The organism is Nonomuraea sp. NPDC002799 (assembly GCF_053592075.1).
Genome location: NZ_JBSFVA010000044.1, coordinates 1 through 21,201, shown reverse-complemented (window position 1 = coordinate 21,201; position 21,201 = coordinate 1). Strand labels below are relative to the sequence as shown.

20 protein-coding genes are annotated in these 21,201 nt (G+C 69.8%); 14 read left to right on the top strand and 6 right to left on the bottom strand.

Annotated features, from left to right (window positions below):
* Nucleotides 1-16: 16 nt before the first annotated feature.
* Complete coding sequence (locus ACWD0F_RS44560; protein WP_449888072.1) at nt 17-667, bottom strand: response regulator; 651 nt, start codon at nt 665-667, stop codon at nt 17-19.
* On the bottom strand, nt 664-1,647 hold the full coding sequence (locus ACWD0F_RS44555) for a HAMP domain-containing sensor histidine kinase (protein WP_449888070.1): 984 nt from the start codon (nt 1,645-1,647) through the stop codon (nt 664-666). The genes ACWD0F_RS44560 and ACWD0F_RS44555 overlap by 4 nt, the downstream gene beginning before the upstream one ends.
* A gap of 201 nt (nt 1,648-1,848) precedes the next feature.
* On the opposite strand from ACWD0F_RS44555, the gene ACWD0F_RS44550 reads away from it, so the two are divergent.
* From ACWD0F_RS44550 to ACWD0F_RS44530, 5 genes are all read left to right on the top strand, one after another.
* Nucleotides 1,849-2,433, top strand: a complete 585-nt coding sequence (locus tag ACWD0F_RS44550; RefSeq protein WP_449888068.1) for a CBS domain-containing protein — start codon at nt 1,849-1,851, stop codon at nt 2,431-2,433.
* The gene (locus ACWD0F_RS44545) at nt 2,430-3,716 is read left to right on the top strand and encodes an SLC13 family permease (RefSeq protein ID WP_449888066.1); all 1,287 of its coding nucleotides are present in this window, start codon (nt 2,430-2,432) and stop codon (nt 3,714-3,716) included. The genes ACWD0F_RS44550 and ACWD0F_RS44545 overlap by 4 nt, the downstream gene beginning before the upstream one ends.
* A gap of 83 nt (nt 3,717-3,799) precedes the next feature.
* A complete protein-coding gene (locus ACWD0F_RS44540; protein WP_449888065.1) occupies nt 3,800-4,432 on the top strand; it encodes a hypothetical protein in 633 nt (210 codons plus the stop codon).
* A 285-nt stretch (nt 4,433-4,717) separates the two neighbouring features.
* Nucleotides 4,718-5,308 carry a glycosyl hydrolase family 28-related protein gene (locus ACWD0F_RS44535; RefSeq protein WP_449888155.1) on the top strand — a complete coding sequence of 197 codons (591 nt, stop codon included), beginning with the start codon at nt 4,718-4,720 and terminating at the stop codon, nt 5,306-5,308.
* Complete coding sequence (locus ACWD0F_RS44530; protein WP_449888064.1) at nt 5,236-5,790, top strand: hypothetical protein; 555 nt, start codon at nt 5,236-5,238, stop codon at nt 5,788-5,790. Before ACWD0F_RS44535 ends, ACWD0F_RS44530 begins: the two co-directional genes overlap by 73 nt.
* Nucleotides 5,791-5,956: 166 nt before the next feature.
* Here ACWD0F_RS44530 and ACWD0F_RS44525 read toward each other — a convergent pair whose 3' ends face one another.
* Entirely contained in the window at nt 5,957-6,835 is an 879-nt protein-coding gene (locus tag ACWD0F_RS44525; protein WP_449888062.1) for a sigma-70 family RNA polymerase sigma factor, read from the bottom strand.
* 83 nt (nt 6,836-6,918) lie between these two features.
* Between ACWD0F_RS44525 and ACWD0F_RS44520 the strand changes: the two genes are divergently transcribed.
* The 7 genes from ACWD0F_RS44520 (at nt 6,919) to ACWD0F_RS44490 (ending at nt 14,487) form a co-directional block, all read left to right on the top strand.
* Nucleotides 6,919-7,368, top strand: a complete 450-nt coding sequence (locus ACWD0F_RS44520; RefSeq protein WP_449888061.1) for a carboxymuconolactone decarboxylase family protein — start codon at nt 6,919-6,921, stop codon at nt 7,366-7,368.
* Nucleotides 7,369-7,410: 42 nt separating this feature from the next.
* Complete coding sequence (locus ACWD0F_RS44515) at nt 7,411-7,557, top strand: hypothetical protein (RefSeq protein WP_449888059.1); 147 nt, start codon at nt 7,411-7,413, stop codon at nt 7,555-7,557.
* Between the two features lie 116 nt (nt 7,558-7,673).
* Complete coding sequence (locus tag ACWD0F_RS44510) at nt 7,674-8,507, top strand: amidohydrolase family protein (RefSeq protein ID WP_449888058.1); 834 nt, start codon at nt 7,674-7,676, stop codon at nt 8,505-8,507.
* A 389-nt stretch (nt 8,508-8,896) separates the two neighbouring features.
* On the top strand, nt 8,897-9,874 hold the full coding sequence (locus ACWD0F_RS44505) for an ABC transporter permease (protein WP_449888056.1): 978 nt from the start codon (nt 8,897-8,899) through the stop codon (nt 9,872-9,874).
* Nucleotide 9,875: 1 nt separating this feature from the next.
* Nucleotides 9,876-10,715 carry an ABC transporter permease gene (locus tag ACWD0F_RS44500; protein ID WP_449888055.1) on the top strand — a complete coding sequence of 280 codons (840 nt, stop codon included), beginning with the start codon at nt 9,876-9,878 and terminating at the stop codon, nt 10,713-10,715.
* The gene (locus tag ACWD0F_RS44495; protein ID WP_449888054.1) at nt 10,712-12,781 is read left to right on the top strand and encodes a dipeptide ABC transporter ATP-binding protein; all 2,070 of its coding nucleotides are present in this window, start codon (nt 10,712-10,714) and stop codon (nt 12,779-12,781) included. The genes ACWD0F_RS44500 and ACWD0F_RS44495 overlap by 4 nt, the downstream gene beginning before the upstream one ends.
* On the top strand, nt 12,778-14,487 hold the full coding sequence (locus ACWD0F_RS44490; RefSeq protein WP_449888052.1) for an ABC transporter family substrate-binding protein: 1,710 nt from the start codon (nt 12,778-12,780) through the stop codon (nt 14,485-14,487). Before ACWD0F_RS44495 ends, ACWD0F_RS44490 begins: the two co-directional genes overlap by 4 nt.
* Nucleotides 14,488-14,547: 60 nt before the next feature.
* On the opposite strand, the gene ACWD0F_RS44485 is transcribed toward ACWD0F_RS44490, so the two are convergent.
* On the bottom strand, nt 14,548-14,961 hold the full coding sequence (locus tag ACWD0F_RS44485) for a peptidase inhibitor family I36 protein (RefSeq protein WP_449888050.1): 414 nt from the start codon (nt 14,959-14,961) through the stop codon (nt 14,548-14,550).
* Nucleotides 14,962-15,205: 244 nt separating this feature from the next.
* Here ACWD0F_RS44485 and ACWD0F_RS44480 point away from each other — a divergent pair, with 244 nt between their 5' ends.
* The gene (locus ACWD0F_RS44480; RefSeq protein WP_449888049.1) at nt 15,206-17,686 is read left to right on the top strand and encodes a glycoside hydrolase family 3 N-terminal domain-containing protein; all 2,481 of its coding nucleotides are present in this window, start codon (nt 15,206-15,208) and stop codon (nt 17,684-17,686) included.
* 63 nt (nt 17,687-17,749) lie between these two features.
* Here the strand turns inward: ACWD0F_RS44480 and ACWD0F_RS44475 are convergent, their stop codons facing one another.
* Together ACWD0F_RS44475 and ACWD0F_RS44470 are read right to left on the bottom strand one after the other, a co-directional pair.
* Entirely contained in the window at nt 17,750-18,271 is a 522-nt protein-coding gene (locus ACWD0F_RS44475; protein ID WP_449888047.1) for a snapalysin family zinc-dependent metalloprotease, read from the bottom strand.
* A 97-nt stretch (nt 18,272-18,368) separates the two neighbouring features.
* Nucleotides 18,369-19,550, bottom strand: coding sequence for a hypothetical protein (locus ACWD0F_RS44470; protein WP_449888045.1), 1,182 nt, complete (start codon nt 19,548-19,550; stop codon nt 18,369-18,371).
* 249 nt (nt 19,551-19,799) lie between these two features.
* Here ACWD0F_RS44470 and ACWD0F_RS44465 point away from each other — a divergent pair.
* Nucleotides 19,800-21,201: ATP-binding cassette domain-containing protein (locus ACWD0F_RS44465; protein WP_449888043.1), on the top strand; the 1,402-nt coding region annotated here is incomplete at its 3' end.

Below are 21,201 nucleotides of genomic sequence, written 5' to 3'. Positions count from 1 at the left end.
CCGGCGATCAAAGGTCTCACGGCTCCACCAGGCCGGCGCGGATGGCGTAGCGGGTCAGGTCCAGCCGGTCGCGCATGCCGAGTTTCTGCAGGATGTTCGCGCGGTGCCGATCGACGGTCTTCACGCTGATGACGAGCGTCTCCGCGATCTCCTTGGCCGAGCTGCCCTCCGCGATCAGCTTGACGATCTCCTCCTCGCGCGGGGTCAGGATGCTCTCCGGCATGCGCTCGCCGCCCCGGTCGCGCTGCAGGTAGTCGCGGATGAGCGCGGTGATCGCGCCGGGGTAGAGGAACGGCTCGCCGCGCATCGTCGCCCGGCAGGCCTCCAGCAGGTCCTGGTCGGCGACCGACTTGAGCACGTAGCCGGAGGCGCCGACCTTGAGCGACTCGAAGAAGTACTGCTCGTTGTCGTACATGGACAGGATCAGGATGCGGATGCCGGGCGCGCGCCGGGAGATCTCGCGGGCCGCCTGGAGACCGGTCATGCGCGGCATCGCGATGTCCAGGATGGCCAGGTCCACGGTCGCCTCCGAGGCGGCCGCGACCGCCTCGGCGCCGTCGGCCGCCTCGGCGACGACCTCCAGGTCGGGCTCGGCGTCGAGGATCAGGCGCAGTCCGCGCCGGACCAGCGCGTGGTCGTCGGCCAGCAGGATCCGGGTCTTGTTCACGAGGTCGGGCTCCTGTCCGGGATGACCAGGCTGACACGGGTGCCGCCGCCCGGCGGCGAGTCGACGTCCAGACGGGCGCCGATGAGCAGGGCCCGCTCGCGCATGCCGCGGATCCCGGCGCCCTCCTGGAGCGCGCCGCCCCGGCCGTCGTCGGTGATGCGCAGCGTGGGCCGGCCGTTCTCCGTGGTCAGCGAAAGTTCGGCGCGGGTGGCGCGGGCGTGCCTGGCGATGTTCGTGAGACTCTCCTGGGCGATCCGGTAGAGGACGAGCTCGGTGTCCGCGCCCAGGACGGGCAGGTCCGGCGCGACCGCGCGGGTCACCGGGATGCCGCTCATCTGCGAGAAGTCGCTGCTCAGCGCACTCAGCGCACTGTGCAGCCCGAGGTCTTCGAGCACGCCGGGGCGCAGGCGGCGGGCCACCTGCCGCACCTCGTCGAGGCTGGCGCGCACTGTCTCCTGCACCCCGTGCAGCTCCTCCCGCAGCTCGGCGGGGGCCCGGTCGACCACCCGTTTCAGCCCCAGAAGCACCACGGTCAGGCTCTGCCCGATCTCGTCGTGCAGCTCGCGGGCGATGCGCTGCCGCTCGCCCTCCTGAGCGGCCAGCGCGTGCGCGCTGCTGGCGCTGCGCTCGGCCTCCAGGCGGTCGAGCATCGCGTTGAACGTGCCGATCAGGTGGGTGAGGTCGCCGTTGCCCCGGTCGGTCAGCCGGTCACCGCCGCGCAGCAGGTCGACGCGTTGCATCAGCGTCGTCAGCGCGTCCAGCGGGGCCAGGCCGCGGCGCAGCAGCAGCGCGTTGGCGGCCAGCATCAGCGCCAGGCCGATCAGCAGGACGGGCACCTCGGCCAGCACGACCGGGGACGAGACCGTGGCGGGGGAGAGCGCGAGCACGATCGTGCCCGCCGCGAACACCAGCCCATTGATCACGAACACCCGCCGGAACAGCGCCTGTGGCGCGCCCCGGCTCCGCCGGTCGCTCCTCACGCCGGCCCCGTCCGCCGGTCGCCGCTGTCGTCCATCTCATCAGCCTGTTCGTCGTCGGTCTGGTTGTCCATGCGGGCTGCTACCCATTCTGAGCTGCCCACTTACATGTTCTATCCCGCCATAGATGGGTGCTGGACCCCATGGTGACGGCCCCGTTCCCGCACCCAGACTGGTCGCTCGATCCGGATTGGAGTCAGCGACATGGACGTCACCCGCGCGACCGCGCCGGACACCGGCACCCTGCACCTCGTCCCCCTGAGGGGCCAAAGCATCGTCGAACGGGAGGATGTCATGCAAGCGAGCAACATCGCCGTGAACCTACCGACCGTGACCGTCAACGACCCGGTCAGCAAGGCCGTGCGGATCATGGCCCTGGGCCGGATGCCCGGACTGATCGTGGTCGACGGCCGCGGCCGGCCGTCGAGCGTGCTTCCCGGCACGCAGGTGCTGCGGCTCGCGGTGCCCGGCGCGTTCCAGGAGGATCCGGCGTTGTGCCGGACGATCGACGAGAGCCACGCCGACCTCTTCTGGAGCGAGCTGGGCGATCTGACGGTGGGCGACTGCCTGCCGCGCCGGCCCGACACGCCCGCGACCGTGCCGCTCGACGCGACGCTGCTCGAAGTGGCCGCCCTCATGGCCCGGCTGCGCAGCCCGATCGTCGCGGTCGTCGGCCGGGACGGCGCGCTCGTGGGCGCCATCACCCTGGAGCGGCTGCTCACCAGCCTGGCCCTCGCCGGGCCTGAGGCCGGGGGCACCTCCGCCGGGCCGCCGGGGCAGGCCGGATGAGCGCCTTCGCCGCGCTCGCGATCTTCGTCGTGGCGTTCTTCTTCATCGCCACGGAGAAGATCGACAAGGTCAAGGTCGTGCTCGTCGCCTCCGGGCTGATGGCCGTGCTGGGCCTCATCCCCGGTGCCGAGGTGTTCTACTCCGAGCACGAGGGCATCGACTGGAACGTCGTCTTCCTGCTGTTCGGCATGATGGTGATCGTCGGGATCATCAAGCAGACGGGCGTCTTCGACTATCTCGCCATCTGGGCGGCCAAGAGATCCCAGGGCCGGCCGTACCGGCTGATGGTCATGCTCATGGGCATCACCGCCGTCGCCTCGCCCTTCCTCGACAACGTCACCACGATCATGCTGGTCGCGCCGGTCACCGTGGTGGTCTGCGACCGGCTGCGCATCCCCGCGCAGCCGTACCTCATCGCCGAGGTCCTCGCCTCCAACATCGGCGGCGCCGCCACGCTCATCGGGGACCCGCCGAACATCATCATCGGCAGCCGCGCCGGCCTGACCTTCAACGACTTCCTCATCCACATGGCGCCGGTCGTGGTCGTCATCTTCGTGGTGTTCGTGCTGTTCACCAGGGTGCTGTTCCGTAAGTCGTTCCACTACGACGCCGAGCGCGTGGCCGAGGTGATGGCGCTGCAGGAGCGGCGGGCCATCACCGACCCGCGCCTGCTCGCGCGCTGCCTGGTGGTGCTGGGCGCCGTCGTCGCCGGGTTCGCCCTGCACGCGGTGGTGCACGTGGAGCCGTCGATCGTGGCGCTGGTCGGCGCCGGGGTGATGATGCTGGTCGCGCGCGCCAACGTCTCCGAGGTGCTGCACGAGGTCGAGTGGCCGACGCTGGTGTTCTTCATGGGCCTGTTCGTCATGGTCGCGGGCCTGGTCCACACCGGGGTCATCGCCGCGGCCGGCACGTGGGCGCTGAACGCGGTGGGCGACGACTACTTCGTCGCGGCCACGGCGCTGCTGTTCGGATCGAGCGCGCTGGGCGCCTTCTTCGACAACATCCCGTACGTCGCCACCACAGCGCCCATCGTGGAGGGCGTGGTCGCCGCGGCCCCCGACCCGCAGACCGGCCAGGCCCTGTGGTGGGCCTTCGCCCTGGGCGCCGACTTCGGCGGCAACGGCACCGCCGTGGCGGCCAGCGCGAACGTGGTGGCCCTCGGCATCGCGGCGCGTACCGGACACAAGATCGGCTTCTGGCAGTTCACCAAATACGGGATCGTCGTGACCATCCTCAGCACGCTGATCGCCTGGGGATACGTCTGGCTGCGCTACTTCTCCTGAGCGGCGTCCCTGAGCCGCCCCAGGGAAAAATCAGGGGCGATCACCGATGGGCGGCCCGGCCGCGAACCGGCATCGTGGCCGGTATGAACACCGCGACCCGACTGACTCAGATCGCCTGCACGGCCGGCCCCGCCGCGTTGCTCGGCGGATGGTTCCTGATGAGCCCCATCGACGGCGACCTCGTCCCCGGCCCCTGGTGGACCGCCGCGCACGCGGTCTGGCTGGCCGGCTTCCTGATGTTCGGCGTCGTGACGGTGGCCCTGCGCGCGATGGCCGGGCCCGTGACGGGCGGCCGCCGCGTGGTCGTGGAGGCGGCGGCCGGGGTGGCCCTGCTGAGCGTGGCCGCCAACGTCGTCCAGCTCGTCATCGACCTGTACGCCGGATTCACCGCGGTGGACGGGGCGGCCATGCGGGCCATCTTCGACCAGGTCAAGAGCGACCCGGTCGTCGAGCTGATCGTCTACTCGGTCGGCGCGCAGCTCTTCTACCTCGCCCTCGTCGCCCTGGCCGTCATCCTGGCCGCGCTGCGCCAAGTCACGGTCGTGAGCGCCGTCATCACCACCGCCGGCGTGGTGCTGCTGGCGGTCGGCATGTTCCAGGCGGGCCGGGACTCGGCGCTGGCCGGCGTGGGCATGGCGCTCCTGTGGCTGGGCACGCTGCTGCTGGGCCGGGGCACGTCGTCGTCCCCGCACGGGACGGCCCTGACCGCGAGCTAGCCGGACCGCGAGCCAAGCCTCCGAGCGGGACCGAGGGCCGCGCCGCTCCAACCCCGTCACCTCGCTCACCGCGAGTGGGACCGGTGCTCTCGTTCTCGTGGCGCAACGGCAACGGGTCAAGCCCGTGCGGCCCCGGTTGTCATCTCTCCGGCCTCCTGCGCGCCCGCTATCTGGCCCGGCCTGCAGGGGAACGTGCGCGGTTCCCGTAGAGACCAAGATGTGGACACCCCATTTGTGCGATTCCGGTTGTCCACGAGCACCCGAGACCTTAGCGTGATCGCGATCATGCGCCCATCGGGGGCGTTTCCTCCATATAGGAGTGATACCGGCATGTCCGAATATTCAGCCGGCGAGCAGCCCAGCAGGTTCAGCAGGCGTGCGCTGGCGGGTGGTTTAGCCGCCACGGGCGTGGGCGCTCTGGCGATGTGGGGCGCCGGCCCGGCCGAGGCCAACACCGACCCCTCGGTCTACAGCGTCGACGTCAAGGACCACGGCGCGAAGGGGGACGGCGTCACCGACGACTCCGACGCGATCAAGGCCGCCGTCACGGCCGCCATCGCCGGCCGCAGCAACGGCATCGTCAAGAAGGAGGTCTTCTTCCCGCCGGGCAACTACAAGGTGACCAGGGCCCCTGGGACCGCGTCATCGGCATCGACGGCGACCACGAGGCCAACAACAACAGCGAGCACCACTTCCTGCTGTGCTCGACCGACACCGTCTCGGTCTACACCGACGCGTTCCTGCACTGCGGGATCTCCAGCCCCTCCGGCCGCAACCAGCAGAACCAGTTCCTCAACTACTTCATGTTGTCGTGCAACTTCGCCCTGGCCGGCGGCGACTTCTTCCGCTTCGACCGCGGCGGCTCGATCAACGTGATCGGCGGCTCCTGGTCGATGGTCGGCTCCAACCCGGCCCGCTACTTCTCCATGCCCCTGGCCAACGGCGAGATGAGCGCGACCCGGCTGAGCGTCACCGGCGTGCGCTTCGAGCCGAAGAGCGCCAACCAGAAGATCATCGACTGCAACTGGAACAACGGCTTCGTCACCTTCACCTCCTGCTCCGACACGGCGGCCCTCCAGGTGGCCGGGGCCGCCAACCACAACCTGCACCGCTACGGCACGACCTCCAACCGGCTCCCCATCGTCCGCTACCAGGACAGCGCGCTGGCCGGCTACCACCTGGTCGACGGCGCCGGAACGAGCCTCACCAACGGCAAAATGATCTACGAGGGCTGCCGTTTCTACCACACCAACACGGCCGTCAGCGCCGCCACGGGCACGGCCTTCCTCCGCTACGCCGGCGCCCCGGCCCGCTACGCCTTCCGCGACTCCTGGGCCACCGCAGACGTCTCCGGCTGATCCCCCGCGCGCCGGTCGCCCCCGGCAGGTGCTCGTCCCGGGTTGGCGCGGCCCCAGCCCGGGAGACCATCACGCGTCCTCCGGCGGGCGTGGTGGACCGATGCTCGGCCGGCAGGCGAAGCCTCGGTGGTTCCGTTCGCTGGTCAGCCGCTCGAACGTGCCGGACTCATCCCGGATCCGGCAGGTCCATCGACGCCAGCCTGGCCGGGTCGATCACGACCGCGATGCCGGTGATCCGGCCGTCGGCGACGGTGAACGACATGATCGACAACGGCGCGCCGTCCGCACGCCAGGACACGATCCCGGGAAGGCTGTTGACGAGCACCTCCAGCGCCCGCGCGGCGCCGCCGGCGCCCACGCGCGTGCCGGTGGCGACCTCGGTGGCGCCGAGGACGACGACCACGCCGTCGGAGGTGTCGATGGTCAGCTTCACCTGGGGGTCGAGCACGCGCAGCAACGCCTCGAAGTCGCCGTGGCGCGCCGCCGCCAGGAAGGCCCGGACCACCTCGCGCTGCTCCCGTCTGACGCCCGCCGGCCGCTCGGCCCCTTGCACCTTCCTGCGGGCGCGGCTGGCGAGCATCTTGGTGGCGTCGGTGGACTTGCCGAGGATCTGGCCGATCTCGTCGAACGGCACCGCGAACAGGTCGTGCAGCACGAACGCCAGCCGCTCGCCCGGCCCGAGCGAGTCGAGGACGACGAGGAGGGCGAGCCCGACCGAGTCGGCGAGCGCCACGTCGTCCTCCGGCGCGGGCCCGTCGTCGACCGTCACGACGAGGTCGGGCAGCTGGTCGTCGTAGGACGCCTCGGGGTGGGTCTGGCGTGATCGCAGGACGTCGAGGCTGATCCGGCCGACCACCGTGGTCAGCCAGCCGGAGAGGTTGTGGATGGCCGCCGTGTCCTGGCGGGAGAGCCGCAGCCAGGCCTCCTGGACCGCGTCCTCGGCGTCGGCGTGCGATCCGAGCATGCGGTAGGCGACCGCGCGCAGCCGGTCGCGCTGCGCCTCGAACGCCTTGGCCACCGGGTCCGCCGGGCTGCTGTGGGACATGTAGTTACCTTCCTCGGCTCTGCTCCGTCATAGGTGATGACGGGCCCGGATGAACACAGGTAACCGACGAAGGAGCAAGACCTATGGAAGCACGCATGAAGAGCGCGGCGAACCCCGACGTGCTCACCGCGATCCAGCACCTCTACAAGGCGGTGAACGCCGGCGGCGTCGACCCGCTCGTGCTCGAACTGGTTCACCTGCGGGCCAGCCAGATCAACGGCTGCAGTCCGTGCGTCTTCGCCGGGGTCGCGTCGGCGAAGAAGCACGGAGAGACCGACCAGCGGCTGCACAACGTGGTCGCGTGGCGCGAGGCCCCCTTCTTCACCGAGCAGGAGCGGGCGGCGCTGGCCCTGACCGAGGCCGCCACCCGGATCCAGGACGGCGCGCCGGGCGTCACCGACGAGATCTGGGAGGCCGCCGTCGCCCACTTCGACGAGAACCAGGTGTCCTCGATCATCCTGATCATCGCGCTGACCAACTTCTTCAACCGGATCAACCACACGATCCGGGAGCCGGCCGGCAAGACCTGGTGAGCCGGAGGGCGTGGTTCCCCTTCGCTGTACGAGGAACTGCTCGTGCTGACCGCCCGCGGACTGGACGTCCCCGACGACATCCACGCCCGCATCAGCGCCTGCACCGACGTCGCCCAGCTCGAAACCTGGGCCGGCCGTGCGGCCACCGCCCACGCCCTCCATGAGTTGTTCGAGGAATCAGACGATTAGTTCAGCGCTCCGTCGCTCTGACGCCACGACGGCTCCACCGGGGTGTGGTGCGCGAGGATGTGGCCCTGGCCGTCACCTCGATCCCCGACGGCCTCTGGACCGAGCTGGAGTAGCCCGTGAGCCGCATCGACGCCCACCACCACGTATGGGATCTCTCCGTCCGCCCGCACACCTGGCTGGACCAGGAGGACATGGCGCCCGTGCGCCGCACGTTCACCCTCGGCGACCTCGCCGGGCCCGCCGCCGCCGCGGGGGTGAGCGGGACCGTGCTGGTGCAGGTGCTGCCCGACCTGGAGGAGACGCGGGAGTTCCTGGCCCTGGCCGCCGGGTCCGACCTCGTCGCGGGGGTCGTGGGCTGGATCGACCTCACCGCGCCCGGCGCCGCCGACGTCCTCGCCGGCCTGCCCGCCGGGCTGGTGGGCGTGCGCCACGGCGTGCAGTCCGAGCCTGACCCCGGCTGGCTCGCCCGTCCCGACGTGCGCTGCGGGCTTGCCGCCGTGGCCGCCGCCGGGCTGGCGTACGACCTGCTGACGCTTGCGCACCAGCTTCCCGCCGCCGTCGACACGGTGGCCGCGCTGCCCGAGCTGACGTTCGTGCTGGACCACCTGTCCAAGCCGCCGATCGCGTCGGGGGAGCTGGAGCCGTGGCGCGGCCGGATCCGCGAGCTGGCCGCGCATCCGAACGTCTACTGCAAGTTGTCCGGGATGGTCACCGAGGCCGACTGGGCGGCGTGGCGGGTGGCCGACCTGCGGCCGTATGCCGAGACCGTGCTGGAGGCGTTCGGGCCCGAGCGGGTGATGTTCGGCTCCGACTGGCCGGTGTGCCTGCTCGCCGCCGGATACGAGCGGGTCGCCGAATCCGTCGACGAGTTGTGCGCCGGCCTGTCGGAGGGCGAGCGTGCCGATGTCCTCGCCGGCACGGCCCGCCGCGCCTACCGCCTGTCCGCGTAGCCCTCAGGCCGCGGCGAAGTCCCATGCCGGTGTGGCCGAGCTCACTTGACTAAGCGAGTCAACGTGAAGTCGGTGACCTTGAGTAGCCGTTAAATATGTCCGGATCCTGTGACATGGAACTCTTCAAAAATGTTGTGGCGGCGGCCGGGGATGGGGGTGTTCTACCAGGTCGGCCGACATGTGATAAGGGGCCTGACCGGTCTAGTTGATCTTTTGTGGGTGACCTTACTGTTATGTCACACGGTTTCTGACTGTTATATATTTGCATATATTCTGCGCGTTGATCGCCATCCCGACGTGAGTGCTTTCGCGGTACGGGAGGGGGGTTTCGTTGCGGGGTCGCGCCTCCAGGAGAAGGTTGCGCCCTCGGTCAGCGCGAACGGAGAGTAATGGGCAAGTACCTGCTTCGCAGGTTGGCAATAAATGTGATCTTGGTCGCCATCGCGGCCAGTTTGGCGTACATGCTCGCGGCCACCACCATGAACCCACGCGCCGCGTACGAGGGCCGTCAGCCCCCGGTCGCCGAGTCCGTCATCGACTCCACACTGGATGCCTACAACCTGAACGACAAGACCCCGGTGCTCCAGCGCTACGCGACCTGGGCCTCGGGTGTCGTCACCGGAGACTTCGGCAGGACCTGGAACGGCGGCTCGGTCAACAGCGAGATGGGCCGCCGGATCATGGTCAGCCTCCGGCTGCTGCTCATCGGCACGCTGGTGGGCTTCGGTGTCGGGGTGGCGCTGGGCGCGGTCTCCGCGGTGCGCCAGTACAAGCTCAGTGACCGGTTAATCGGCGTCAGCTCTTTCGTGATCATGGCCGTCCCGGTGTTCGTGCTGGCGACGCTGCTGGCGATCGCCACGTACAACGTGAACAGAGGGCTGGGGTTCACGTTGATCGAGTACACCGGCGAGTACAACCCGCGGTTGTCGGGGTGGGACCAGTTCGTCAACCGGCTGAACCACCTGATCCTGCCGACCATCTCGCTCAGTCTCGGCTCGATCGCCTTCTACAGCCGCATCCAGCGCAACATGATGCTCGACGTGCTCGGCCAGGACTTCGTCCGCACCGCCATGGCCAAGGGCCTGCGCCGCAGGACCGCGCTCACCAAGCACGCGCTGCGCACCGCGCTGATCCCCTCCGCCACGTACTTCGCGTTCGCGTTCGGCACGATGTTCACCGGAGCGACCTTCACCGAGAAGATCTTCGCCTGGCACGGCATGGGCGCCTGGTTGATCGACTCGATCAACCAGAACGACGTCAACTCCGTCGCGGCGGTGACCTTCTTCGCCGCCGTCTGCGTCCTGACCGCCGCGTTCCTGTCGGACCTGCTGGTGGCGGCCCTCGATCCTCGGGTGCGGGTGAGCTGACATGCGATCGAAAGTCGTCTTCAGGCGTCTGCTGAGCAACAAGCAGGCCCGTTATGGCTCCATCGCCCTGATCCTGCTGGTGGCGCTGGCTTACGTCGGCCCCTACTTCGGCGCGTACGAGTGGACGGACAAGGACTTCATGGCCTTCCTGTCCGGCCCCGACGCCGACCACTGGTGGGGGACCACCTCGATCGGCCAGGACATGTACGCGGTCACGCTGCGCGGCATGCAGAAGTCGATCATCATCGGCCTGCTGGTGGCGCTCATCTCGACCGGTCTGGCCGCCATCGTGGGCGCGTTCGCCGGATATTTCGGCGGCTGGATCGACCGGGCGCTCATGTGGGGCGTGGACCTGCTGCTGGTCCTGCCGAGCTTCCTGGTCATCGCCATCGTCTCGCCTAGACTGCGGGACGGCTCCTGGCTCTGGTTCGTGGTGCTGCTCGCCGCGTTCTCCTGGATGATCACCTCCAGGGTCGTGCGCAGCATGACCCTCTCGCTCCGCGAGCGGGAGTACGTCCTCGCCGCCGTCTACATGGGCATCCCGCGCTGGAAGATCATCTTCCGGCACATCGTCCCCAACCTGTCCTCATTGCTGATCATCGACGCAACCCTCAACGTCAGCGGCGCGGTCATCGGTGAGGCGGCGCTGTCCTTCTTCGGCTTCGGCATCCAGGCGCCGGACGTCTCACTCGGCACCCTCATCGCGGAGGGCTCCCGGAACGCCACCGGCTACCCGTGGCTGTTCGCCTTCCCCGCGGGCCTGCTGGTCCTCCTCGTCCTCAGCGTGAACCTGATCGGCGACGGCCTGCGTGACGCACTCGACCCGGGGAGCAATTCGTGAGCATCTTGGAGGTCAGGGACCTCACCGTCACCTTCCCCGGCGGCATCGAGGCCGTGCGCGGCGTCAGCTACGAGGTCGAGCGCGGCGAGGTGCTCGGCATCGTCGGCGAGTCCGGCTCCGGCAAGTCGGTGACCTCGCTCGCCGTCATGGGCCTGCTGCACCCGAGGGCCGTGGTCAGCGGCTCGGTCAAGCTGCACGGCCGCGAACTGCTCGGCATGAAGGAAGACGAGCAGATCAAGGTACGCGGCAAGTCGATCAGCATGATCTTCCAGGATCCGCTGTCGGCGTTCACGCCCGTCTACACCATCGGCGACCAGATCGCCGAGGCCGTCCGCGTGCATCAGAAGATGAACAAGGACAAGGCCGCCAAGCGCGCCGTGGAGCTGCTCGACCTGGTCGGCATCCCCAACCCGAACCTGCGGGCCAAGGCGTTCCCGCACGAGTTCTCCGGTGGCATGCGGCAGCGCGCGATGATCGCGATGGCCGTCGCCAACGACCCCGACCTGCTGATCTGCGACGAGCCGACCACCGCGCTCGACGTCACCATCCAGGCGCAGGTGCTGGAGGTGCTCAAGACCGCGCAGCGGGAGACCGGCGCCGGCATCGTGATGATCACCCACGACCTCGGCGTCATCGCCGGCATGGCCGACCGGGTGCTCGTCATGTACGCGGGCCGGCCGGTGGAGCAGGGACCCGTCGACGACATCTACTACCGGCCGCGGATGCCGTACACGATGGGGCTGCTCGCCTCGATCCCCAGGGTCGACGGCGAGGAGGGGCCGCTCGTGCCCATCGAGGGCAACCCGCCCTCGCCGTCGTCGCTGCCGCCCGGCTGCCCGTTCGCGCCGCGCTGTCCGATGAAGGTGGACATGTGCGACGACGAGGAGCCGCCGCTGACGCCGTTCGGCGGCGGGCGCCACGTCGCCTGCATCCGCTCGCACGAGATCGAGCACAAGGGCCTGACAGGCGCCGACGTGTTCCCCGTGCCGGTGATCCCGCCGAGTGACGTGGTCAAGGTGCCGCGCGCCGAGCGCGAGACGGTGCTGGAGCTCGACGAGATGATCCGGCACTACCCGCTGATGAAGGGCGCGATCTTCAAGCGCCGCGTCGGCACCGTGTACGCGGTCGACGGCATCAGCTTCGACATCGCGCAGGGCGAGACGCTGGCGCTGGTCGGCGAGTCCGGCTGCGGCAAGACCACCACCTTGCAGCAGATCATGAAGCTGGAGCCGCCGGAGGCCGGGCGGGTCGTGGTGCTCGGCAAGGACAGCGCGAAGCTCGGCAAGTCCGAGCGCAAGTCGCTCCGCGGTGACCTGCAGATCGTCTTCCAGGACCCGATGGCCGCGCTCGACCCGCGCATGCCGGTCGGCGACATCATCGCCGAGCCGCTGCGCGCGCACGGCAAGAAGGACGTGGCGGCCAAGGTCGCGGAGCTGCTGCGGCTCGTCGGGCTCTCGCCGGAACACGCCGAGCGGTATCCGGCGCAGTTCTCCGGCGGCCAGCGCCAGCGCATCGGCATCGCCCGGGCGCTCGCCCTGGAGCCGAAGATGCTCGTCCTGGACGAGCCGGTCTCCGCGCTCGACGTGTCCATCCAGGCGGGTGTGATCAACCTGCTGGAGGAGCTGAAGAACAGGCTGGGGCTGTCCTACCTGTTCGTGGCGCACGATCTGGGCGTGGTGCGGCACCTGGCCGACCGGGTGGCCGTCATGTACCTGGGCAGGATCGCCGAGATCGGGGCGGTCAAGGACGTCTACGAGAGGCCCGCGCACCCGTACACGCAGGCACTGCTCTCGGCGATCCCCCTGCCCGACCCCGAGATGGAACGCACGCGCATGCGGATCCTGCTCGAAGGCGATCTGCCCAGCCCGGCCGACCCGCCGTCTGGATGCAGGTTCCGCACCCGCTGCCCGAAGTTCGCCCGGCTCAGCGAGGCGGAGCAGCGGCGGTGTGTGGACGAGGAGCCCTCGGTCGCCCGGCTCGCGAACGCCGTCGATCACGGCGCAGCCTGCCATTACGCAGAAGAAGTCGAGGTCATCACGACCTCGGATAATCAGGAGGAAGAGTGAACGTTCGATACCGTGCGGCCGCCGGGCTTTCGGTCCTGGCCCTGGCCGTCGCGGCCTGCGGTGGCGGTGGCGGCGAGGCTAAGAAGCCGAGTGCCGAGCAGTCCCAGCAGGCCAAGCAGCAGATGACGGAGACCCCGGCCATCAGCATCAACCCCGTCCCTTACGAGCAGGTCAAGGACGGCGGCACGCTGACCCTGGCGATCGGGCAGTGGCCCACCCAGTGGAACGGCAACCACGTGGACGGCAACCAGTCCGACACCGCGGACATGCTCGACCCGGTCATGCCGCAGCTCATGATCGCCGACGAGGGCGCCAACTTCACGGCGAACCCGGACTACCTGACCGACGTGAAGAACGACTCGTCGTCGGGCAAGCAGGTCATCACCTACACGATCAACGAGAAGGCCGTGTGGTCGGACGGCACGCCGATGACGTGGAAGGACCTTGAGGCCGCCTGGAACGCCAACAACGGCAAGAACAAGAAGTTCAAGCCGGCGTCCACGGACGGCTGGGACCGCATCGAGTCGGTCACCAAGGGTGACAGCGACAAGGTCGCCATCGTCACCTACGCCAAGCCGTATCCGGAGTGGATGGGGCAGTTCTCGCGGTCTCCGCATCTCGTCCCCGCCACGCACATGGGGACGCCCGACGCGTACGACAACGACTACAACCAGAAGATCCCGGTCACCGCGGGCCCCTTCAAGGTCGAGAAGATCGACGAGGGCACCAAGACGCTCACCCTCGTGCGTGACGACAAGTGGTGGGGCAAGAAGGCCAAGCTCGACAAGATCATCTGGCGTGCCATCGAGACGCCCGCCGCGCAGGTGAACGCCTTCGCCAACGGCGAGATCGACGCGGTGGAGATCCCGTCGGGCTCCCCGGCCGAGCTGAAGCGCGCCAAGGAGGTCCCCAACTCGGAGATCCGCAAGGCGCTCAGCCCGAACTGGCGGCACATCACGGTCAACAACCAGAGCGCGAACCTGAAGGACAAGTCGGTCCGTCAGGCCGTGCAGTACGCCATCAACCGTGACGTGATCACCCAGTCCGACCTGAAGGACATGGACTGGCCGCTGCAGACGCTCGGCAACCACGTCTTCATGAACAACCACAAGGGCTACGTCGACAACTCCGGCGACCTCGGCAAGTACAACCTGGAGAAGGCCAAGCAGCTTCTCGACGCGGCCGGCTGGAAGCAGGAAGGCGAGTTCCGCAAGAAGGACGGCAAGGACTTCGCGCTGACCTTCGTCATCCCGACCGGCACGCCGGTCGCGCAGACGGAGGGTGAGCTCACCCAGGCCATGCTCAAGGAGGCCGGGATCAAGCTCACGATCCGCCCGGTTCCCCTGGACAAGTTCTTCAACGACTTCATCATCAAGGGCGACTTCGACCTGGTGCCGTTCTCGTGGATCGGCACGCCCCTGCCGATCGGCGCGCTGGCGCAGATCTACAAGACCGGCTCCGAGAGCAACTTCCCGAAGTCCGACGACCCGGCCGTTGACGCCGCCATCGAGGCGGCCGTGAGCGAGATGGACCCGGCCAAGGCCGTCGAGATGGCCAACGCCGCCGACAAGCTGATCTGGGACATGGTGCACACCATCCCGCTGTACCAGCGTCCCGACATCCAGGCGGTCAAGAAGACGCTCGCCAACTGGGGTTCGCGCGGTTACCAGAGCCTCGACTACTCGGCGGTCGGCCTGACCGGCTGATCACCACCCATGACGAAACCCCCGGCCGGGCGCGCCTCCGGCCGGGGGTTTCGGCTGTGCTCAGCCGTGTGAGCCGGCCGCCCCGCCCTTGATGGAGAACAGGCACGACGGGCCGCTGGGCCCGTTGAAGCGGACGGAGTCGAAGAAGTCACGGAAGGAGCTGAAGAAGTTGCCCTTGTCGCGCGGGCTGGTCACCGCGGCGCAGCCGTCGTAGTTCGCTTCCGAGAAGAGGTAGATGAACGAGTCGGTACGGTTCCAGTCGGACTTGCCGCGGTCGGCCAGGTTCAGTGCGGCGAGGTCGGGCGTGTTGCCCTGGATCTGGATGATGTCGCCGGTGCCGTCGAGCCCGGAGAACATGCAGTAGTAGCCGTCCTGGCAGCGGTCGTAGCCCGTGGCCGCCTGGGCAGGCGCCCCCAGGGCCGCCAGCGCGACAGCAGCGATCGGGAACGCCAACAGGTGAAGCTTCTTGCCCATCATTCCTCCATGGGTGAAACTTTCTTTCGATCGCAACATACATGGTTGGATCTTGTGACGCCAGAGGTCGGACGCACCGCTGTGGACGCCCTGCCTGATGGCGGACGGGTGAAACTTTCACCGGATTCGGGCTGTTTGCGCAGGTGCCGGACCGGGTGGGCGGCGGGCGGGCGGGAAAGCGGTCGAGGTGGCTTACAGTCCGTTTTGGGAGCGCTCCCAATCGACCGGGCTGGAGCAGTGTGCCATGAGCAAGTGGATGATCAGAGCGGCCGTGGTGCTGGTGGCCGGGCTCGTCCTGCCGGGCCAGTCCGCCACGGCGGTGCCCGTGGCGGCGTCCGCCGCGCCGGCGGGGAAGTCCGCTGCGGCGCTGTCCGCCGCGCTGCCGTACCAGGACCCCACCCTGCCCGTCGCCACCCGGGTGGCCGACCTCATGTCGCGGATGTCGCTGGATGAGAAGCTCGGCCAGATGACGCAGGCCGAGCGCGGCTCGGTGAGCAACGCCGACGTCACCACGTACCGGCTGGGCTCGGTGTTGTCCGGTGGCGGCTCCGCGCCGTCGCCCAACACGGCGGCCGGGTGGGCGGACATGTACGACGGGTTCCAGAGCGCGGCCCTGGCCACGCCGCTCGGCATCCCCATCCTGTACGGCGCCGACGCCGTCCACGGCCACAACAACGTCACCGGCGCCACGATCTTCCCGCACAACATCGGCCTCGGCGCGACCCGGGACCCCGCCCTGGCGGAGCGGATCGGCCGGGCCGTCGCGGAGGAGGTCTCCGGCACCGGCGTCGACTGGAACTTCGCCCCCTGCCTCTGCGTGGCCCGCAACGACCGGTGGGGCCGCACGTACGAGTCCTTCGGCGAGACGCCCGACCTGCCCGCGTCGATGACCACGTTCGTCACCGGCCTGCAGGGCACGGCGCTGAACGGCCCCGCCTCCGTGCTCGCCACCGCCAAGCACTACCTCGGCGACGGCGGCACCACGGGCGGGGTCGACCAGGGCGACGCCCAGCTCTCCGAGGCCGACCTGCGGGCGATCCACCTGCCGCCGTTCAGGGCCGCCGTGGAGCGCGGCGCCGGCTCGGTGATGATCTCCTACAGCAGCTGGAACGGCGCCAAGCTGCACGGGCACCAGCACCTGATCACCACCGTGCTCAAGGGCGAGCTGGGCTTCACCGGGTTCGTGGTCTCCGACTGGAACGGCATCGACCAGATCGACGGCGCCACCGGCATGTCCGCGCTGGACGTGCGCACGGCCGTGAACGCGGGCGTCGACATGGTGATGGTGCCCACCGCGTGGCGGCAGTTCATCGACCTGCTGCGGGCCGAGGCGCAGGCGGGCCGGGTGACGGCGGCCAGGGTCGACGACGCGGTCCGGCGCGTCCTGACCAAGAAGTTCGAGCTGGGCCTGTTCGAGAAGCCGCGGACGGACCGGGCCTACACCGCGACCGTGGGCAGCGCCGCGCACCGGGCGCTGGCCCGCGAGGCGGTGGCCAAGTCGCAGGTCGTGCTGAAGAACGGCGGCGGCGTCCTGCCGCTCGCCAGGACCGGCGGCAAGATCTTCGTGGCGGGCAAGAGCGCGGACGACATCGGCTACCAGAGCGGCGGCTGGACGATCTCCTGGCAGGGCTCGCCGGGCAACATCACCCCCGGCACCACCATTCTGCAGGGCATCAGGAACACCGTCGGCTCCGGCGCCACCGTCACCTACAACCGGGACGGCAGCGGCATCGACGGCTCCTACCGGGCCGCCATCGCGGTGGTCGGCGAGGCGCCGTACGCGGAGGGCCAGGGCGACCGCCCCGGCGCCATGGGCCTGGACGCCGCCGACCTGAACACCATCGCCACCCTGCGGGCCTCCGGCGTCCCGGTCATCGTGGTGCTGGTCTCGGGCCGTCCCCTCGACGTCGCGGCCCAGCTGCCCGGCTGGAACGCGCTGGTGGCCGCCTGGCTGCCGGGCACCGAGGGGCAGGGCGTGGCCGACGTGCTGTTCGGCGCCGTCCAGCCGGCCGGCAAGCTGCCGGTGACGTGGATGAGCAGCGCCTCCCAGCAGCCGATCAACACCGGGGACGGCAAGACGCCGCTCTTCCCGTACGGGTTCGGGCTGGCGTACACGCCGGGCGGCGACACCAGCGCGCCCACCGCGCCGGGCACGCCGGTGGCCTCCGCCGTCACCTCCTCCTCCGCGACCCTGACGTGGGCCGCCGCCGGCGACGACACCGGCGTGAGCGGCTACGACGTGGTGCGCGTGCAGGGCACGACGGAGACGGCCGCGACCACGTCAGCGACCCCGTCGGCCGCCGTCACCGGCCTGACCCCGAACACGTCCTACACCTTCGCCGTCTACGCCAGGGACGCGGCCGGCAACCGCTCGCCGCGCTCCGGCACGGTCACCGTGACCACGACCGGCGGCGGCGGGACGGGCGGGTGCGCGGTCACCCCGTCCACCCAGAGCCAGTGGGGCAACGGGTACGTCGTCCAGGCCACCGTCACCAACACCGGCACGACCCAGCGGAACGGCTGGAGCGTCACCTTCACCCTGCCGGCAGGCCACACGCTCACCGGCCACTGGAACGCCGTGCTCACCGTGACCGGCCAGACCGTCACCGCTCGCAACGCGGCCCACAACGGCACGCTGGCGCCCGCCGCCGCCACGTCCTTCGGCTTCCAGGCGAGCCGCCCGAACGGTGACACCGCCGTGCCGTCGGGGTACACGTGCGCGTGAGGGTGGTGGCCTGTGGCGCCGCCGTGGGGCTGTCGCTCCGACGGCGGCGCCTCAGGGGTGCGCTCAGCGGTCCTCGTGCAGGCGGCCGAACTCCACCGCCGGGCTGACACCGGCGAAGTTGCCGTTGACCTCGGCCCGCTCGGCGCTGCTCGGGTTGGCGTTCGTGCAGCTCACCGGCGCGCTGGAGCCGGACATCAGGTCGGTGCAGCGCCCGGTGCGCCGGTCGGGCAGGCCCAGGATGTGGCCGATCTCGTGCGTGGCGATCCGCAGCGGGTTGTAGCCCTGGCTGGTGGCCTGCCGGCCCATCCAGACGGTGCCGCGGCCCAGGCTGGTGGGCAGCGCACGGGGCCAGCCGTTGTCGGCGTACACGACGAAGTGGGCGGGCGTGCCCTGGACGAGCCGGACGTTCGTGACGCTGGAGTTCCAGATCTGCGCGGCCTGGTTCACCACGCCGACGAACTCCGCGGCCCTGCTCGGGTCGTACCTGAGGACCGTGACCAGGGCGGCGGCCTGCGCCGGCGCGGTGACCAGCAGGAAGACGAAGCTGAGGGTGAGGGAGAGCACGAGGCGAAGGGATCTTGACACGGGGCTTCCTCCGAGGTGGGGGGTGCTGTCACGGTATGCGCACCCCCTCGCTCGGAGACCTGTCAGATTGCCCCTATCACGGTGATATGGGGGTCCGTCAGCAGATGGTCTGCCGGCTGTTGACCAAGGTGTTGTTCCTGAAGGTGGTGTTGACCCCGCACGGGTTCTCGGTGATGGCGGAGTTGGTCACCGTCAGGTTCTGGATGAGGATGTCGGAGGTGTTGGGGAACTCCGTGCGGGCCGCCAGCCGGATGTCGCCGGGGCCCGTCACCGTGCCGCCCTGGGCGGCGATGTTCACGTTGTAGCAGTTCTCGACGAGGATGGCGTTGTTGCCGGTCTGGGCGATGTCCACGCGGTCGATGACCGCGCCGCCGCTCTCGGAGACGCAGAAGACGCCGCGCCCGCCGCCGCGCGCGATCACCTGGCCGACGCGGATGTTGGTGGGGTACGAGCTGCCGATCCGGCCGTTCCTGTTGGCCATGCGGAAGGCCGCGTAGCCGGTGCCGGTGCCCGCGCCCTGGGCGTCGACCGTGCCCACCGTGGCGTTGATGGTGTCGTTCAGCAGCAGGCCCGAGTGCCCGGTGTTGCGGGCCACGACCGTGCCGACCGTCAGGCCGTCGAGGCCGTACGTCTCGACGCCGTGGGTGCTGGTGCCCGAGACGTAGACGTTGCCGATCCGCACGTTGCGGGTGCGGACGCTGCGGTCGCCGTGGTTGTCGACGCGGATGCCCAGGCCGCTGGACAGGCGCATGTCGATCTGGTCGAGGATGATGTTGACGCCGTTGCGGACGAAGATGCCGTAGAGCGGGGCGCCGGTGACGTTCAGGTGCTGGACCTCGACGTCGGTCACGCCTCTGGCGTACACGACGGCCTGGTCGCCCGAGCCGGAGCCGGTCACGTTGACGGTGCCGCAGACGTCCAGTGTGGTGTAGCTCGGCAGGGAGAGCCGCGAGCCGGCGCTCATCGAGCCCGAGCCGCGCACGACGACCCGCTGCTTGGCGGTGCGGCCCGCCGTGAGGCTGCCCACGGCGGCCTGCATGGCCGAGAGCATGCTGGTGCCGGTGTAGACGGTCCTGCTGCCGTTGCGGGCGGTCCAGGTGCTGCCGCTGAGCACCGCTTCGGCGTTGAAGGAGCCGTCGCCGCAGGCGAGCCGGGCGCCGGCCCCGGACGTCTCGGTGTGGCCGCGCGCCGTGGCGCCGGCCGGCGCGGAGCCCATGAGGGCCATCGCGGTAAGGGCGATCGCGAGGCCGATCCGGCGCTTGTTGCCGTTGCTGCGCATACTTCGCTCCCGGGGTGAGGGCGGGCCACCTGCCCCGATGAATCGATTCATTCGCCGCCGATCCTCAGACCTGCGGTGATGGAGGTGCTGGCGAGGGCGAACGGTGGCTGATTCGGGGGGAGTATTGCAACGTTCAAATAGCGCGTCAACAGCGCATGAAACTTACACGTGACGGCGCGGGTCAGAGTAGGGGCGCGGCCCGGTGCCGGGCGAGCGGAAACTGTCAGTGGCGGCATGCACACTCTGAGCATGCAGAACGAGCCGCTCGAACTCGGCGAGATCTCCTTCCCCCACTGGAACGTCCACAACGACAAGATGGCGGAGGTCGGGTTCCTGACCATCGCCAGACGCCTGCCCTCGCTCGTGGCCCAGGCGATCCGCATGGCCTGGGGAGCGAGCCCCCGCGACGCGCTGGCCACGGTCACCCTCAACATCCTCGGCGGCGTGTTCACCGCCTTCGGCCTGCTGGCGACGACCGGCGTGCTGAGCGCGCTCTTCAGCGAGGGCCCCACCCCCGGCCGGGTGGTGGCCGCGCTGCCCAGCCTCGCCCTGGTGGGCGCCGCCGCGGTGCTGCGCACGACGACACAGGCCGGCGCGGGCTGGGCGCAGTCCCGCCTGTCCCCGCAGATCGCCCGGCTGACCGAGGAGCGGCTCTACGGCCTGACCAGCCAGGTGGAGCTGGTCGCCTTCGACGACCCGGAGTTCCACGACTCCTTGGAACGTGCCAGTGGCCGCGGGGTGTCCGTGGCCGACTCGGTGGTCACCTCGGCCGTCGACGTGGTCACGGCCGCCGTCGGCATCGTGGCCGCGGCCGGCGTCCTGGGCGTGCTGCATCCGGTGCTGCTGCCGCTGCTCCTGCTGGCGGTGCTGCCCGACGCGTGGGCGGCGGTGCGCAGCGCGCGCATGCGCTACTCCACGATGTACAGCCTGATCCCGGCCCGCCGCCGCAAGTGGATCATCTCCGACCTGCTCGCCGAGCGGGGGCCCGCGGCCGAGGTGCGCTCGTTCACGATGCGCGGCTTCCTGCTGCGCATGTACGACGCGGTCGCCAAGGCCGAGCAGGACGTCATGCTGGTCCTGGCCAGGCGGCAGACCGTGGCCAGGCTCGTGGGCGAGGTCCTGGGCGGCGCCGGCACCGGCCTGGTCTATCTGGCGCTCGGCGTCCTGCTCGCGGTGGCGGCCATCCCGCTGGCGGTGGCGGGCACCGCGGTCCTGGCCATCAGATCGGGCCAGCAGTCGCTGAGCAACCTGATGTACGCGACCAACAGCCTCTACGAGCAGGGCCTCTACTTCACCGACTTCCTGGAGTTCTGTGCCGACGCCGAGCGCCGCCTGGTCGGCCCCCGCCCGGCCGCCGTCCCCGTGGGCTTCGAGCGCGTCTCGGCCGGAGCCGTGAGCTTCACCTATCCCGGCGCGGAGGAGCCCGCCCTGCGCGAGGTGTCCATCGAGATCAAACAGGGCGAGGTCATCGCCTTCGTCGGCGAGAACGGCTCAGGCAAGACCACCCTCGCCAAAATCCTGTCCGGCCTCTACGAACCCGACACCGGCACCGTCCTCTGGGACGACACCGACCTGCGCCAGGTCGACCCCGAACAACTCCGCCGCCGCACCGCCGTCATCGCCCAAGACCACACCCGCTGGCCCCTCACCG